The organism is Streptomyces sp. NPDC051921 (genome assembly GCF_040680975.1).
Classification (GTDB): domain Bacteria; phylum Actinomycetota; class Actinomycetes; order Streptomycetales; family Streptomycetaceae; genus Streptomyces.
The window spans coordinates 209,720-224,137 of sequence record NZ_JBFAXU010000013.1; the positions used below are offsets into that span (position 1 = coordinate 209,720).

General features: G+C 70.5%; 17 protein-coding genes and 1 riboswitch. Of the genes, 10 read left to right on the plus strand and 7 right to left on the minus strand.

Translation table 11 applies throughout. The features are described from left to right. Window positions 1–79 precede the first annotated feature (79 nt). The gene (gene thiC / locus AB0M16_RS19400) at window positions 80–1,876 is read right to left on the minus strand and encodes a phosphomethylpyrimidine synthase ThiC (protein WP_365344370.1); all 1,797 of its coding nucleotides are present in this window, start codon (window positions 1,874–1,876) and stop codon (window positions 80–82) included. Beyond that, window positions 1,871–2,017: riboswitch (TPP riboswitch) on the minus strand. (Overlaps the previous gene by 6 nt.) A gap of 72 nt (window positions 2,018–2,089) precedes the next feature. On the opposite strand from thiC, the gene AB0M16_RS19405 reads away from it, so the two are divergent. Then, window positions 2,090–3,484 (plus strand): YibE/F family protein, encoded by a 1,395-nt coding sequence (locus tag AB0M16_RS19405; RefSeq protein WP_365344372.1) that lies wholly within the window; start codon window positions 2,090–2,092, stop codon window positions 3,482–3,484. Window positions 3,485–3,514: 30 nt separating this feature from the next. Here the strand turns inward: AB0M16_RS19405 and AB0M16_RS19410 are convergent, their stop codons facing one another. The 4 genes from AB0M16_RS19410 to AB0M16_RS19425 all read right to left on the minus strand — a co-directional run bounded on the left by AB0M16_RS19410 (window position 3,515) and on the right by AB0M16_RS19425 (window position 5,934). Continuing rightward, window positions 3,515–3,949, minus strand: coding sequence for an SsgA family sporulation/cell division regulator (locus AB0M16_RS19410; protein WP_365344419.1), 435 nt, complete (start codon window positions 3,947–3,949; stop codon window positions 3,515–3,517). Window positions 3,950–4,087: 138 nt separating this feature from the next. Continuing rightward, on the minus strand, window positions 4,088–4,858 hold the full coding sequence (locus AB0M16_RS19415; RefSeq protein WP_365344375.1) for a helix-turn-helix domain-containing protein: 771 nt from the start codon (window positions 4,856–4,858) through the stop codon (window positions 4,088–4,090). A gap of 276 nt (window positions 4,859–5,134) precedes the next feature. Continuing rightward, window positions 5,135–5,347 (minus strand): DUF5326 family protein, encoded by a 213-nt coding sequence (locus tag AB0M16_RS19420; RefSeq protein ID WP_365344421.1) that lies wholly within the window; start codon window positions 5,345–5,347, stop codon window positions 5,135–5,137. 269 nt (window positions 5,348–5,616) lie between these two features. Continuing rightward, a complete protein-coding gene (locus tag AB0M16_RS19425) occupies window positions 5,617–5,934 on the minus strand; it encodes a cupin domain-containing protein (RefSeq protein WP_365344377.1) in 318 nt (105 codons plus the stop codon). 50 nt (window positions 5,935–5,984) lie between these two features. On the opposite strand from AB0M16_RS19425, the gene AB0M16_RS19430 reads away from it, so the two are divergent. The 5 genes from AB0M16_RS19430 (at window position 5,985) to AB0M16_RS19450 (ending at window position 9,791) form a co-directional block, all read left to right on the plus strand. Continuing rightward, window positions 5,985–6,362 (plus strand): phage holin family protein, encoded by a 378-nt coding sequence (locus AB0M16_RS19430; protein ID WP_365344379.1) that lies wholly within the window; start codon window positions 5,985–5,987, stop codon window positions 6,360–6,362. 7 nt (window positions 6,363–6,369) lie between these two features. Further along, on the plus strand, window positions 6,370–6,861 hold the full coding sequence (locus AB0M16_RS19435; protein WP_365344381.1) for a low molecular weight protein-tyrosine-phosphatase: 492 nt from the start codon (window positions 6,370–6,372) through the stop codon (window positions 6,859–6,861). A 74-nt stretch (window positions 6,862–6,935) separates the two neighbouring features. Next, window positions 6,936–8,123, plus strand: a complete 1,188-nt coding sequence (locus AB0M16_RS19440; protein WP_365344383.1) for a cystathionine gamma-lyase — start codon at window positions 6,936–6,938, stop codon at window positions 8,121–8,123. A gap of 242 nt (window positions 8,124–8,365) precedes the next feature. Then, window positions 8,366–9,259, plus strand: a complete 894-nt coding sequence (locus AB0M16_RS19445; RefSeq protein WP_365344385.1) for a LysR family transcriptional regulator — start codon at window positions 8,366–8,368, stop codon at window positions 9,257–9,259. Window positions 9,260–9,311: 52 nt separating this feature from the next. After that, window positions 9,312–9,791 (plus strand): NUDIX hydrolase, encoded by a 480-nt coding sequence (locus AB0M16_RS19450; RefSeq protein ID WP_365344387.1) that lies wholly within the window; start codon window positions 9,312–9,314, stop codon window positions 9,789–9,791. Between the two features lie 18 nt (window positions 9,792–9,809). Here AB0M16_RS19450 and AB0M16_RS19455 read toward each other — a convergent pair whose 3' ends face one another. Then, entirely contained in the window at window positions 9,810–10,961 is a 1,152-nt protein-coding gene (locus AB0M16_RS19455) for a globin domain-containing protein (RefSeq protein WP_365344389.1), read from the minus strand. Window positions 10,962–11,112: 151 nt separating this feature from the next. Then, window positions 11,113–11,766: an HAD-IB family phosphatase gene (locus tag AB0M16_RS19460; RefSeq protein WP_365344391.1), complete on the minus strand. Its 654-nt coding sequence runs from the start codon at window positions 11,764–11,766 to the stop codon at window positions 11,113–11,115. A 76-nt stretch (window positions 11,767–11,842) separates the two neighbouring features. Between AB0M16_RS19460 and AB0M16_RS19465 the strand changes: the two genes are divergently transcribed. From AB0M16_RS19465 to AB0M16_RS19480, 4 genes are all read left to right on the plus strand, one after another. Further along, complete coding sequence (locus AB0M16_RS19465) at window positions 11,843–12,394, plus strand: DUF2269 domain-containing protein (RefSeq protein ID WP_365344393.1); 552 nt, start codon at window positions 11,843–11,845, stop codon at window positions 12,392–12,394. A 5-nt stretch (window positions 12,395–12,399) separates the two neighbouring features. Further along, the gene (locus AB0M16_RS19470) at window positions 12,400–13,263 is read left to right on the plus strand and encodes a GNAT family N-acetyltransferase (RefSeq protein WP_365344395.1); all 864 of its coding nucleotides are present in this window, start codon (window positions 12,400–12,402) and stop codon (window positions 13,261–13,263) included. A 123-nt stretch (window positions 13,264–13,386) separates the two neighbouring features. Further along, window positions 13,387–13,845 carry a MarR family transcriptional regulator gene (locus AB0M16_RS19475; protein WP_365344397.1) on the plus strand — a complete coding sequence of 153 codons (459 nt, stop codon included), beginning with the start codon at window positions 13,387–13,389 and terminating at the stop codon, window positions 13,843–13,845. A gap of 29 nt (window positions 13,846–13,874) precedes the next feature. Then, window positions 13,875–14,327 (plus strand): GNAT family N-acetyltransferase, encoded by a 453-nt coding sequence (locus AB0M16_RS19480; RefSeq protein ID WP_365344399.1) that lies wholly within the window; start codon window positions 13,875–13,877, stop codon window positions 14,325–14,327. The last annotated feature ends 91 nt before the right edge of the window (window positions 14,328–14,418 follow it).

The following is a 14,418-nucleotide window of genomic DNA, read 5'->3' on the forward strand; positions in this document are numbered from 1 at the left end:
CCCCGAGGGTCGCGGGCCGGTGCCGGTCAGCGGGCCGGTGCCGGTCGGCAGGCGGCCGTTGCCGCTCAGCGGACCGGGGTCAGTCGGCCATCGGCAGGTAGACCCGGTTGCCGGACGCGGCGAACTCGGCCGACTTCGCGGCCATGCCCGCCTCGATCTCGTCCGCCTTCAGGTCACCGCCGTGCTCGCGGCGGATGTCCTGCGAGATCTTCATCGAGCAGAACTTCGGGCCGCACATCGAGCAGAAGTGGGCCGTCTTCGCGGGCTCCGCCGGCAGCGTCTCGTCGTGGAACTCACGAGCCGTGTCCGGGTCCATCGCCAGGTTGAACTGGTCCTCCCAGCGGAACTCGAACCGCGCGTCGGACAGCGCGTCGTCCCACTCCTGCGCGCCCGGGTGGCCCTTGGCCAGGTCCGCCGCGTGGGCCGCGATCTTGTAGGTGATCACGCCGGTCTTGACGTCGTCCTTGTTCGGCAGGCCCAGGTGCTCCTTGGGCGTGACGTAGCAGAGCATCGCCGTGCCCCACCAGGCGATCATCGCCGCGCCGATGCCCGAGGTGATGTGGTCGTACGCCGGGGCGACGTCCGTGGTCAGCGGGCCGAGCGTGTAGAACGGCGCCTCCTCGCAGATCTCCTGCTGGAGGTCGATGTTCTCCTTGATCTTGTGCATCGGGACGTGGCCCGGGCCCTCGATCATCGTCTGCACGTTGTGGCGCTTGGCGATCGTGTTGAGCTCGCCGAGGGTCTTCAGCTCGGCGAACTGCGCCGCGTCGTTGGCGTCCGCGATCGAGCCGGGCCGCAGGCCGTCGCCGAGCGAGTACGTGACGTCGTACGCCGCGAGGATCTCGCAGAGCTCCTCGAAGTTCGTGTAGAGGAAGTTCTCCTTGTGGTGCGCGAGGCACCAGGCGGCCATGATCGAGCCGCCGCGCGAGACGATGCCGGTCTTGCGGCGGGCGGTCAGCGGCACGTACGGCAGCAGCACGCCGGCGTGCACCGTCATGTAGTCGACGCCCTGCTCGGCCTGCTCGATGACCGTGTCCTTGTAGATCTCCCAGGTCAGCTCCTCCGCCTTGCCGTCGACCTTCTCCAGGGCCTGGTAGAGCGGCACGGTGCCGATCGGCACGGGGGAGTTGCGGAGCACCCACTCGCGGGTGGTGTGGATGTTGCGGCCGGTGGAGAGGTCCATGACCGTGTCGGCGCCCCACTTGGTCGCCCAGGTCATCTTCTCCACCTCCTCCTCGATGGAGGAGGTGACCGCGGAGTTGCCGATGTTGGCGTTGACCTTCACCAGGAACCGCTTGCCGATGATCATCGGCTCGATCTCGGGGTGGTTGACGTTGGCCGGGAGCACGGCGCGGCCGGCCGCGATCTCCTCCCGCACGACCTCGGGGGAGACGTTCTCGCGGATCGCGACGTACTCCATCTCCGGCGTGATCTCGCCACGCCGGGCGTACGCGAGCTGCGTGACGGCCTGGCCGTCGCGGCCACGACGGGGCAGCCGCGGGCGGCCCGGGAACACCGCGTCGAGGTTCCTCAGCCCACCGCCGCGCGGCGAGGTGTGCTTGATGCCGTCGTCCTCGGGGCGGACGGGACGGCCCGGGTACTCCTCCGTGTCGCCACGCGCGATGATCCAGTTCTCGCGCAGGGGCGGCAGGCCACGCCGGACGTCGGTGTCGATGGTGGGGTCGGTGTACGGGCCGGACGTGTCGTACAGCGTCACGTCCTTGCCGTTGGTGAGGTGCACCTGACGGACGGGCACCCGGAGGTCGGGGCGGGAGCCCTCGACGTATCCCTTGTGCCAGCCCGGCGTGCGCTCGCCCTGGCCGTTCCGGCCGTCCGTCTGGTCGGAGGCAGGCGTGCGTGCATCCTGAATGGTCATGAGACCGAATCTCCCTACGCCGGCATTACCCGGTAACAGGTTCGGCGGTCGGCGCAGCCTCCTCCCGTACGTACGTCAGTACGTGTGTACGGTGATCAGCGCCCTCTCAGCCCGGTGCTCCGAGCTCCCGCGTGTGCAAAGGTGCCACCACGCTAGCGTCATGTCGGCCGTGCTGAACAGTGGGCCCCCGACTGTTCTTGCGATGATCGGTCGGTGACTTCGACGCATCAGCCCCACGAACCGCACGACCACGGGCATGCCCACGGGCCTGGTCAGGGCCACGGGGACGGGCCCGGCGGCCCGGGCCACGGGAGCGGGGGCGGCGGCCACGGACACGGTCACGCGCACAGCCACGGGCCCGCGGCGCCGGTCTCCCGGCATCTGCGGAAGGTCATCGCCGCGGTCCTCATCCCCTTCGCGACCGCTGTGGCCGTCGGGCTGCTGGTGCTGTGGCCGGGCAGCACCCCGGCGCACCAGCGGACGGGCGTCGGCTTCGACCGCCAGACCGAGCAGGGCAAGGTCACCGCCGTCGCGCACATCGACTGCAAGGACGTGAACGCCGCCCAGGTGCCGCCGACCGGCGACACCTCCACCCCGGAGGGTCGCGAGGCGGTCAACGGGCAGCAGGGGCAGTGCGCGAAGGCGACCGTCATGGTCACCAGCGGGCCGGAGAAGGGCCGTACCTTCACCGAGATCGTGCAGCCGGACGCGCCGAGGCAGCTGCACGAGGGGCAGGGCGTGGTGGTCGCGTACGCCCCCGACGCCCCGCGCGACCTGCAGTACTCGGTCACCGACGTGGACCGGAAGGTGCCGCTCTTCGTGCTCGCGGGCATCTTCGCGCTGGCGGTCGTCGTCGTCGGCCGGATGCGCGGCGTGATGGCGCTGATCGCGCTCGCCGCGAGCTTCCTCGTGCTGTCCTTCTTCATCCTGCCGGCGATCATCCAGGGATCGAATCCGCTGGTGGTCGCCATCGTCGGCGCGAGCGCGATCATGCTGATCGCGCTCTACCTGTGTCACGGACTCTCGGCCCGCACGTCGGTGGCCGTGCTCGGCACGCTGGTGTCGCTGCTGTTGATCGGGCTGCTCGGCTCGTTCTTCATCGGCTGGGCCGCACTCAGCGGCAACACCGACGACAACACCGGTCTCATCCACGGACTCTTTCCGGGGATCGACATGTCCGGTCTGCTGCTCGCCGGAGTCATCATCGGTTCGCTCGGTGTGCTCGACGACGTGACCGTCACCCAGACCTCGGCGGTGTGGGAGCTGCACCAGGCCGATCCGACGATGGGGCCGCGGGCGCTCTACCGGGCCGGCATCCGGATCGGCCGCGACCACATCGCCTCGGTGGTGAACACCCTGGTCCTCGCGTACGCCGGTGCGGCGCTTCCGCTGATGCTGCTCTTCTCGATCGCGCAGAGCAGCGTGGGGACGGTGGCCAACAGCGAACTCGTCGCGGAGGAGATCGTCCGCACGCTGATCGGCTCGATCGGTCTGGTCGCCTCGGTGCCGGTCACCACCGGTCTCGCGGCGCTGGTGGTCTCGGCCGACCGGCCGGAGGCCGGGCAGCAGCGCCCGAGCAGGGGCGGACGCCGCCGACGGGCCAAGTGACGCGCGGTCGAGCGAGCGGGTGACGCGGGCTCAGCCGGCGTTCTCCTCCGCCAGGATGCGTCCGAGCGCTGCCTCCAGGCTGTCCTCGAAGTCGCCCAGTGTCTGTTCCTGACCGAGCGGGACGAGCTTGTCCGTACGGTCGAGGAAGGCGACCAGCGGCGGCGCGCTCGCCCGGAACAGGGCGCGGTCGCCCCCGACCTGAAGCCGGATCATCACGTCGGACAGCCCCTCGGGGTCGGTCGGGGCGATGTGGACGTCACCGTCGCCGCTGGGACGGTTGATCCCGTCGAGCAGCAGCTCCCGCCCGAACGCCCAGGTCACCGGGGCGTCTCCGGGGAGGTGGAAGGTCATCCGCACCGCATAGGGATCGCGGGTCTCGTATCGCAGTTCCACCGGGATCCTGAAGGAGAGCTCCTCGGAGACGAGGAAGCTCATCAGGACCTCGGCCTGAACCGTCTCTCGCATCATGTACCCCGCAGTAGATGAGCAGTTGTGTAAACACGCTGCCGAAAAAGCTGTGGTTGAAACGGCCAGGAATGATCCCCCATGGCCCTCTTGACGCAATCGTGCTGTACGCACTAGCAGATCACAAGGAGTGATTTTTCAGATACTGATAGAGAACGCGAGTGAGCTGAAGAGCTTTCCGATCTCGTTCTGTAGCCGCGCGATCGCCGGCAGCAACCGTTCTTCCTGGTGAAGGGGGAGGGAAATCGCCATGGCGGCCGCGGTCGACCCGGCGGTGAGGGGGATTGCGGCGCAGACCGTGCCGAGCGCATATTCCTGACGTTCCACCAGGGGCTCCATTCGCCCCATACCGCCCAAACGGTCCAAAAGGGAACGTCGATTACGCACCGTATATGGCGTGATGGCGTCCACCGGATGTCGGTCGAGGTGGTCTTGACGACTCTTCAGATCCAGTTGACTCAGCAGGCACTGCCCGATGGCGTGCGCGTGCCCGGTCTCCCGGAAGTCCGCCCATTCCTCGACGGCGGGGGCCGCGGGGGTGTCGGCGACGGCGACGAGCTCGATCTCGCCCTCGCGGTAGATCGCGAAGTAGACGGGGACACCGATGGAGTCCCGCCAGTGGGCGAGAGAGTCCTCGACCTTGGTGCGACGATTCTGCAGAACTCCGCCGCCGACCAGCCGACCGGCGGCGTCGCCGAAGACGAACACACCCTTCTCGCGGCGCAGATAGCCCTCGTGCGTCAGGGTGCGGAGCAGGTGGTACGCGGTGGGAAGCGGAAGGCCCGCCTCGCGCGCGAGCTGTTTGGCGGGGGCCCCGTCCTCGTGGGAGCCGACGGCCTCCAGCAGTCTCAGGGCCCGTTGCACCGAGCCGATCAGGGTAGGAGCAGCGGGCTGAGAAGCAGTGGCCAAAGGTCACCCCCAGGCGAGTCGACGAGTGCGTCGCACTCGCCCGCGGGGGCCGCCCCCGCGCGCCCGCCGCGGCCTGGGACCGACGGGAAAGGTCGACGCCTGCGGCTCCCGGGGCGGCAGAGATTTCCACTCTAAGGGCAGCCTCTGCGGGCCCACGGGGTTTCCACCTGCGCGTTCCCTCGGCCGGGCTAATGGCCGACAGCAGCGGCATACCGGCGGGTAACTTGCGCTGCCGGCAGGCGCCACCGGGGGCCCGGTGGCTCCGGCGTCCGCGTCCTACCAGTCCTCGCGCGAGGACGACGAGGACGTGAACTTGCGAACCACGTAGATCAGACCACCGACGAGCGCCACGAACACGAGCAGCTTGAACAGCAGACCGATCACGAAGGTCAGGACGCTGGTGATCAGACCGCCGAAGACGACCAGGGCGATGACGGGTATGGCGATCCACTTCACCCACCACGGCATCCCCGCGAGAATCTCCTTCACCGCCATTGCGCTTACCTCATCTCCGAAGACCGAGCCCGAAGGTCCGTCGGCGCTCCCTGCGCCGGACACCTTCGATGCTAGGGGCGGACACCGAGCGAACGGGGGCCTCGCGGCCCTCCCTCTTCCCTGATCCGCCCCCTAAGGGACCCGGCCCCACGGCCCCGAGCCGCCCGCGCGGCGTCAGCCCTCCGAGCGGCCCCGCCTCAGCCCCGGGGGCGGCCGCGCCTCAGCCTCGGGCGGCGCCACCTCAGGTCCGGGGCGGCGCGACCTCAGCCCTCCGGCGGCGAGAAGACCACCATCACCCGCAGGTCCTCGGTGATGTGGTGGAACCGGTGCGGCACCCCTGCCGGCACGTAGACCACGCTGCCCCGCGCCACCTGGGTCGTCTCGTCCCCCACGGTGATCGACGCCCGGCCGCTCACCACGAAGTAGACCTCGTCCTGGCCGTGCGGCCGCTGCGGATCGAGCTGCCCCGCGTCCAGCGCGTACAGGCCCACCGACATGTTCCGCTCACGCAGGAACTGCAGATAGGCGCCGTCGTTGGCCGCCCGCTCCGCCTCCAGCTCGTCCAGTCGGAATGCCTTCATCGTTCGTACGCCCCTGCCTTGGCCGGATCATGTCTGCCACGATCTGACACATGAAGAATTTCGTCGTCAAGACGCTCGCCAACGCGGGCGCTCTCGGAGTGGCCATCTGGCTGCTGCAGGACATCACGTTGACCGGGGACAGCACCGCCAAGAAGGCCTGGACCCTCATCCTGGTCGCTCTGGTCTTCGGCCTGGTGAACTTCCTGGTGAAGCCGATCGTGAAGCTGCTCACGTTCCCGCTCTTCGTCCTCACGCTCGGTCTGATCACCCTGGTCGTCAACGCGCTCATGCTGCTCCTGACGTCCTGGCTGGCCGACGTGCTCGACCTCAGCTTCCACGTGGAGGGCTTCTGGACCGCCGTGCTCGGCGGCCTGATCATCTCCGTCGTCTCGTGGGCGCTGAACATCGTGCTCCCCGACAACGACTGAGGCGGCCATGACCTACCGCGTCTGTTTCGTCTGCACGGGCAACATCTGCCGCTCGCCCATGGCCGAGCACGTCTTCCGCGCCCGCGTGTCCGAGGCCGGCCTGGCCGGCGCGGTGGAGGTGGACAGCGCCGGCACCGGAGGCTGGCACGAGGGGCACGGCGCCGACCCGCGCACGGTCGCCGTCCTCGACGCCCACGGATACACGTCGGAGCACACCGCTCGGCAGTTCCGCGCCTCCTGGTTCCCGGCACTCGACCTGGTGATAGCCCTCGACGAGGGCCACGCCCGGGAGCTGCGGCGGCTCGCGCCCACACCCGAGGACGCCGCGAAGATACGGCTGCTGCGCTCGTACGACCCCGGGGCGGGCACCGACCTCGACGTTCCCGACCCCTACTACGGCGATCGCGAGGGCTTCGAGGAGTGCCTGGAAATGGTGGAGGCGGCGAGCGAGGGACTGCTCGCCGCCGTGAGCGAGGAGATCGGGGAACGGACGTCATGAGCGGGATCGAAGGCCGCGGACCCGAAGGATCCGGTGAGAAGGGGAACGGGGGGAGCACGGGAAACGAAGGGAGCATGGGAAACAGGGAGATCACGGGGAACGGGGAGATCACGGGGAACGGGGGGAGCGCCGGAATCGGTGACGGTACGCGGGCGGTGCGGGCCGGCCTCCCCGAGCCCGTGAAGTACGAGCCCACGCTGCCCGGGCCGGTCTTCGCGGCCCACTTCCACCTGCCCGGTGACCCGACCGGCCCGTACACCTACGGCCGCGACGAGAACCCCACCTGGACCCATCTGGAAAGCGCCATCAGCACGTTGGAGGCACCGGGGGCGAACGGCGTCGAGACGCTGGTCTTCGCCTCCGGCATGGCCGCCGTCTCCGCCGTGCTGCTCTCCCAGCTCAAGGCCGGCGACGCCGTCGTCCTCCCCGATGACGGCTACCAGGCGCTGCCGCTGCTGCACGAGCAGATGCGGGCGTACGGCATCGAGGTGCGCACCGCCCCGACCGGCGGGGACGCCCAGCTGTCCGTGCTCGCCGGGGCGAAGCTGCTGTGGCTGGAGACCCCGTCCAATCCGGGGCTCGACGTGTGCGACGTGCGCCGCGTGGTGGCCGCGGCCCACGAGGCCGGGGCGCTCGTCGCGGTGGACAACACCCTGGCCACGCCTCTCGGCCAGCGGCCGCTCCAGCTCGGCGCCGACTTCTCCGTGGCCAGCGACACCAAGGGCATGACCGGGCACGGTGACATCCTGCTCGGGCACGTCAGCTGCCGTGATCCGGAGCGGGCCGCCGAGGTACGACGCTGGCGCAAGATCGTCGGCGCGATCCCGGGTCCGATGGAGGCCTGGCTCGCCCACCGCTCCCTGGCCACGCTGCAGTTGCGGATCGACCGGCAGTGCGCCACCGCGCTCCTCCTCGCCGAGGCGCTGGCCGCGCACGGGGACGTGACCGGGCTGCGCTACCCCGGGCTGCCCGGCGACCCCTCGCACGAGGTGGCCGCCCGTCAGATGCGGCGCTTCGGTTCCGTCGTCTCCTTCGTGCTGCCGGACCGGGTGTGGGCCGACCGCTTCCTCGACGCGCTCCGCCTGGTCGACGACGCGACCAGCTTCGGCGGCGTGCGGTCCACGGCCGAGCGCCGCGGACGCTGGGGCGGGGACGCGGTGCCCGAGGGCTTCGTGCGCTTCTCGGTGGGCGCGGAGGACCCCGAGGACCTGATCGCGGACGTCCTGAGGTCCCTGGACGAGGCGGCCAAGGCCGCGGGATAGGCGGTGCGGCCCCGGAAAGGGGCGTTCCGAGCCTCCCCCCTCGTGGCTCGGAACGCCCTTCTCCCCCTGCGGATTCCTCGGCGGACAACCGCCCGAACAAGGCTAATTGACTCTACGTCAGTGTCCAATCACGGTAGCGACAGCGACCTATCGACTTATTTATAGTTGGACGGTCCTGAGGCGCCGTCCGCGGACCCGCCTGAGTCGAACGGCCCGTCCGACGCGGGCCGGGAGGGGCGGACATGGATCTGACCCTGCTGCGCACGTTCGTCACGGTGCACCGAGCCGGCTCCTTCACCCGCGCCGCCGCGCTCCTCGGCCTCTCCCAGCCGGCGGTCACGAGTCAGATCCGCACCCTGGAACGCCAACTGGGCCGGCCCCTCTTCCTCCGACGGGCCCGCGGAGTCACCCCCACCACCATCGGCGACGAGCTCGCCCACCGCGCCGCGCCGCATCTCGACGCGCTCGTCGAAATCGCCGGCACCGGCCTGGACGAGCAGGCCGGGGTGCGCACCCTGCACGTCGCCGGGCCGCCCGAGTTCACCTCCGCCCGGGTGCTGCCGGCCCTGACCCCCCTGGTCGCCCAGGGCCTCGCGGTCCGCGCCTCCCTTCTCGGCGACGCCCAGGAGACCTTCGACGGGCTCGCCGCGGGCCACCAGGACCTGGCCGTCGCGACCGCCCGGCCCCGCGGCGGACTGTTCACCGCCACCCCGCTCTGCGACGAGGAGCACGTCCTGGTCGCCGCCCCCCGCTGGGCCGCCCGGCTCTCCCCCGAGGTGCTGCGCGACGGCGCGGTCGTCCTGGAACAGCTCCCGGTGGTCGAGGTGCACGAGTCCCTGCCGTTCGTCTCCCGCTACTGGGCCGCCGTCTTCGAGTCCAAGCCGGCCGCGGCGGCCACCGTGATCGCCCCGGATCTGCGAGCCGTCCGGGAGTCAGCCGCCTCCGGAGCGGGCCTCGCCGTGCTGCCGCGCTATCTCTGCGAGGAGGACCTGGAGCGGGGACGGCTCGTGGCGCTGCTCGACCCTCCGGTGCCGCCGCTGCGCACCTACTTCCTCGTCGTCCGCACCGGCACGCTCGCCCTGCCGCACCTCGCGCGGGCCCACGAGTGGCTCCTGCGGGCCGCGGGGGACTGGTGAGTTTCAGGACACCGGGCGTTTCAGGACAGCGGGGGCGGGCCATTTTCTTCCCATGACCGAACGACCTGTGGTCAAGCGCACCGCACGCGCCATCCTGCTCGACGGGGACGACCTGATCCTCATCAAGCGCAGCAAGCCCGGAATGGATCCCTACTGGGTGACCCCCGGCGGCGGGGTCGAGGCCACCGACGCGACCGTCGTCGAGGCCCTTCACCGCGAGGTGGACGAGGAGCTCGGCGCCAAGATCAGCGATGTGGTCCCCTGCTTCGTCGACACCGTCGAGCACATCGTCGACGGCGGGGTGTCCGGGGTGAAGGTGCAGCACTTCTTCGTCTGCCGCCTCGCCTCGATGGACCTCTCGCTGCGCCACGGCCCCGAGGTCGACGAGCCGATCGGCGAGTACGAGATCGTCCGCGTGCCGTTCAGCCGCGTCGGGATCGCCGCGGTCCACCTCGTCCCGCTCTCGCTGCGCCACTACCTGGACGGCAACATCGAGGGCGTCCGCGCCATGCACGCCCCCGACCTCGGCTAGGGGGACCGGTCCGAGCCCCTAGGAGGCCTGGGGAACGAGATCCCCGAGATAGTCGTGACGGATCCGGTCGGTGGGGATGCCTGCGCCCTTCAGGGCGTCGACCCCGCTGAGGATCATGCCGAGCGGTCCCGACAGATAGGCGTCGTACTCGGCCCAGGGGCCGTACCGGCGCACGGCGTCGGGGAGGCGGCCCTCCTCCTCGGTGACCGGGCGCACCGCGAGCCAGGGGAAGGTCTGCTGAAGCCGCATCATCGTGTCGATGTCGTAGAGGTCATGGCCGCTGCGGGCGCCGTAGAACACCTCGACCGGCCGCCGGTCACCGTGCTCGGCGACGTCCTCGACCAACGCCTTGATCGGCGCGATGCCGGTCCCCCCGCCGAGGCAGAGCAGGCCGTTGTCGGTGGAGTGGTCGACCGTCATCGATCCCGCGGGCGGACCGAGGCGCACTACGTCTCCCGGGCGGGCCCGGTGGACCAGGGCGTTGGAGACCCACCCCGCCGGCACCGCCTTGACGTGCAGGCTCAGCAGCCCGTCCGGCCGGGGCGCGGAGGCGAAGGAGTAGTGACGCCATATCCGCGGCCACCACGGCGTCTCGAGCGTCGTGTACTGCCCGGCGAGGAACGGGTACGGCTGGTCGGGGCGGAGCGTGATCACGGCGACGTCCGGGGTCCGCAGGTCGTGGCTGACGACCTCGGCCTGCCACCAGGCGGGCCCCTGCTGCTCGTTCTCGGCCGCGGCGTCGATCATGATCTGCGAGATCGTCGTGTACGTACGGACCCAGGCCGCCTCCGTCTCCGCGTCCCAGGTCGTCTCCGCGTACCGGACGAGCGCGCCGATGAGCGCCTCACCGACGGCCGGGTACTGCTCGGGCCGCGTGCCGTACTTGCGGTGCCCGCGCCCGAGGTTCTGGAGGTACTCGGTGAGCACGCGCGTGTTGTCCAGGTGCTCGGCCGCCGTGAGCAGCGCCTTGAGCAGCCGGTCGCGCTGGGTGTCCATGGCGGCCGGGAACATGGCGCGCAGCTCGGGATGGCGGGTGAAGAGCAGGGCGTAGAAGTACGAGGTCACCCGGTCGGCGACGGGTGCGATCTCCGCCATCGTGCGGCGGATCAGAGCCGCGTCGGGCGAGCACGCGCTGGTCGAGACCGACGGCTCGGGAGGGGGTTCGGCCATCGGTATTCGGGGCGGCGCATCCGTGGCCGCGGCCGGAGCATCCTTCATGTCGTTGCCTCTCCGCAGTCGGCCTCCGTGTTCGCAGGATGACAGTCCGTGGATGGTCCTGGGCAGAAAGTGGGATTCCCGGTGATTCGCCCCGCCCCGACGACTAGGCTGCGTTCTTTCGGACCAATGCGTACGCCTCGCGCAGATCGCCGCCCGTGTAGCGGTGCCGGGCCAGGTCCACGAGGTGGTGGTCCGCGTTCACGGCCACGGTCTCCGGCACGATCGCGAAGAGTTCGGCGTCGGACATCGAGTCTCCGTACGCCACGCAGTCGCCGGCCTCGACACCGAAGCGCGCGCAGAGCTCGCCCGCGATCCTCACCTTCGCCGAAGCGTCGAGGATGCCGGGCCGGTGGATCGACTCGGTGAAGGGGACGGAGGGCCAGCGCGAACCGTGGGCCGCGTCCACGCCCCAGGCCAGGAGCCGTTCGACGAAGAAGTCGGGTGACAGGGAGATGACCGCACAGTGGCTGCCCTCGGCGCGGATCTCCGCCCATACCTCCCGGATGCCGACCAGCCAGGGCGCCCCGTCGAAGGCGGCCGTCACCTGCTCCGGAGTGAGCTTCGACCAGAGCGCATGGGCCCGCACCGCGAACTCGTCGGGGGTGAGCCCCCGCAGCAGGAACTCCTGCTCCAGCGCGTCGATCTCCTTGCTCAGCCCGAGCTGCCGGGAGATCTCGACCGCGGCGGCCGAGCCACGGATCAGCGTGCCGTCGAGGTCGAAGAGGTGGAGCCGGCGCCTGCCGTTCAGGGTCGTCATGTACGCCGAGGCTAGTACGCGGGCTTACTCCCCCGGGCAGACGCAGCAAGAGTGGAGCTTCGGCACGGTGTTTCACGTGAAACATCTCCGGCGGCCCGCGCGGCGGGCACTCCTCGTCGTCCATGCGGCGGTCTCCGTGGCCTGGCTCGGCCTCAGCCTGGGGCTGCTGGCCCTCGGCATCGCCGCCTACACGACTCAGGACCTCTCCCTCACCCAGGCGGCCTACCGGGCCATGAAGGTGTTCGCGGACTGGCTCCTGGCCCCGGTCGCCCTGGTGACCCTCGGCAGTGGCCTGGTGCTCTCACTGGGGACGCCGTGGGGCCTCGCCCGGCACCGGTGGGTCTGGATCAAGTTCTGGACGACCCTGGCCACCGCCACCGCGACGATCTTCGCCCTCCGCCCGGAGATCACCCACGCCGCGGCGGCCGGAGTCCCGGACAGCAGCCTCGTCGCGGCCCCGGTGGTCTCGACGACCGCCTATCTCTTCATGACCGCGATCTCGGTCCTCAAGCCCTGGGGGTTGACCCGGCGCGGCCGTCACCTGCGGGAATCCACCAGCGCCCGGCGCACCCGAGTCCCGGCTCCCGGTAAAGCGGTGGACGCGACCCGACCTTCTCGGACAGCCTGATCGCCATGCCCCTCTCGCACACCCCGCTCGACCGCCTTCCCATTCGACGCCTCACCGCCGACGACCTCCAGGCCTGCGCCGATCTCTCCGAGGACCGGGGATGGCTTCGCGAGGAGCACAAGTGGGGGCTGCTCCTCGCCGCGGGCACGGGGTACGGCATCGACGACCCTTCCGGTCAGGGCCTGATCACGGCCTGCGTGGTCATGTCGTACGGACCCGGGCTGGGCGCGATCGGCATGGTGCTGGTCGCCGAGCGGCACGCCCGCCAAGGGGTCGGACGCCGCCTGATGCGGCACGTCCTCGACGAGTCCGGAGACACCCCGCTCAGCCTGTACGCCACGAGCAACGGGCAGCCGCTCTACGAACAGCTGGGTTTCGTGGAGACGGGCCGCTCCGAGATGCTGCGGGGGCACTTCACCGGCACCGAACCGGCACCGGAGCGCGGGGTCCGCCCGGCGACCGCTGAGGACCTCCAGCACGTGCTGCGCCTCGACCGGGAGATCTTCGGAGTCGATCGCACCCATCTCCTCACCCGCCTGCCGGCCTTCGCCGACCACCTGCGGGTCGCCGAGCAGGACGATGAGATCACCGGCTTCGCCGCCCTCTGGCCCAACATGGACACCCATGTCATCGGCCCGCTGATCGCCCGCGACCCGGCCACGGCCCAGGCGCTCGTCGGCTCGCTCGCCGCCGCGAGCGACCGACCGCTGCGCACGGACGTCGACAACCGCCACACCGCGCTGCTGACCTGGCTCAAGGCGAACGGTTTGGAACAGATCGCCACCACGAGCATCATGGTCCGCTCCGTGCCCGAGCTGCCGGGCGACTGGACCCGGCGCTTCGCACCCCTCACCGTCGCGGCCGGATAGGCAACGGCGTGGAGCGCCCGGCATCCACTGCAAGTATTTGCACACGCGGACTTTTGCGCCTCATCCTCTACTCTTGGTAGGGAACCGCTCCGCCCGAGGAGACCGAGGAAGCGAGGACAGACCATGACCGCGACGGACCCCGCCCTGACGGCGCTCTCCCAGGGCTGGTGCGCCCTCTCCCTGCTGCACGGCAGGATCGAGTCGCACATCGAGCGCGCCCTGGAGTCCCAGCACGGTCTGAGTGTCCGCGAGTACTCCCTCCTCGACGTCCTCAGCCGACAGCACGACGGTCCCGGCGGACACCTCCAGATGAAGCAGGTGGCCGACGCCGTCGTGCTCAGCCAGAGCGCGACCACCCGGCTCGTCACCCGGCTCGAGGACCGCGGTCTGCTCACCCGGTACCTCTGCGCCACCGACCGGCGCGGTATCTACACCGATGTCACCGAGGCCGGCCAGAAGCTGCTCGACGAGGCCCGCCCCACCAATACCCGGGCCCTGCGCGAAGCCCTGGACGAGGCCGCCGCAAACCCGGAGCTGACCCCGCTGGTGCGGGTCGTCGAGGGTCTCGGCGTTCCGGCCTGAGGCACGGGGCAGGGCGTAGCCTGCCCCGCATGAGCGATCTTGAGATCAGGCCCGCCCGGCAGGACGACCTGCCCGCCGTCGTGGCGATGCTCGCCGACGACCCGCTGGGTGCCCAACGTGAGTCCCCGGACGACCTGACCCCGTACGTCGCCGCCTTCGAGCGGCTTGCAGGAGACCCGAACCAGCACGTGGTCGTCGCCGTGCGCGCGGGCCAGGTCGTCGGCACCCTTCAGCTCACGGTCATTCCGGGGCTCTCCCGCCGGGGCACCACCCGCTCGATCATCGAGGGCGTACGCGTCCACGCGGAGGAGCGCGGCAGCGGACTGGGCACCCAGCTCATCGAGTGGGCCGTCGAGGAGTCCCGGGCGCAGGGCTGCCGACTGGTGCAGCTGACCTCCGACGTCACCCGCACCGACGCCCATCGCTTCTACGAACGGCTCGGCTTCGAGGCCTCCCACGTGGGGTTCAAGCTGAGCCTGTGACTCCCGGCCGCGGGTGAGGCGCTGTTTCACGCGCCCCCTCAGTCGTACGTGACCTCGATCCGCTCCCCCACCGGAACCGCCTGGCAGGCCA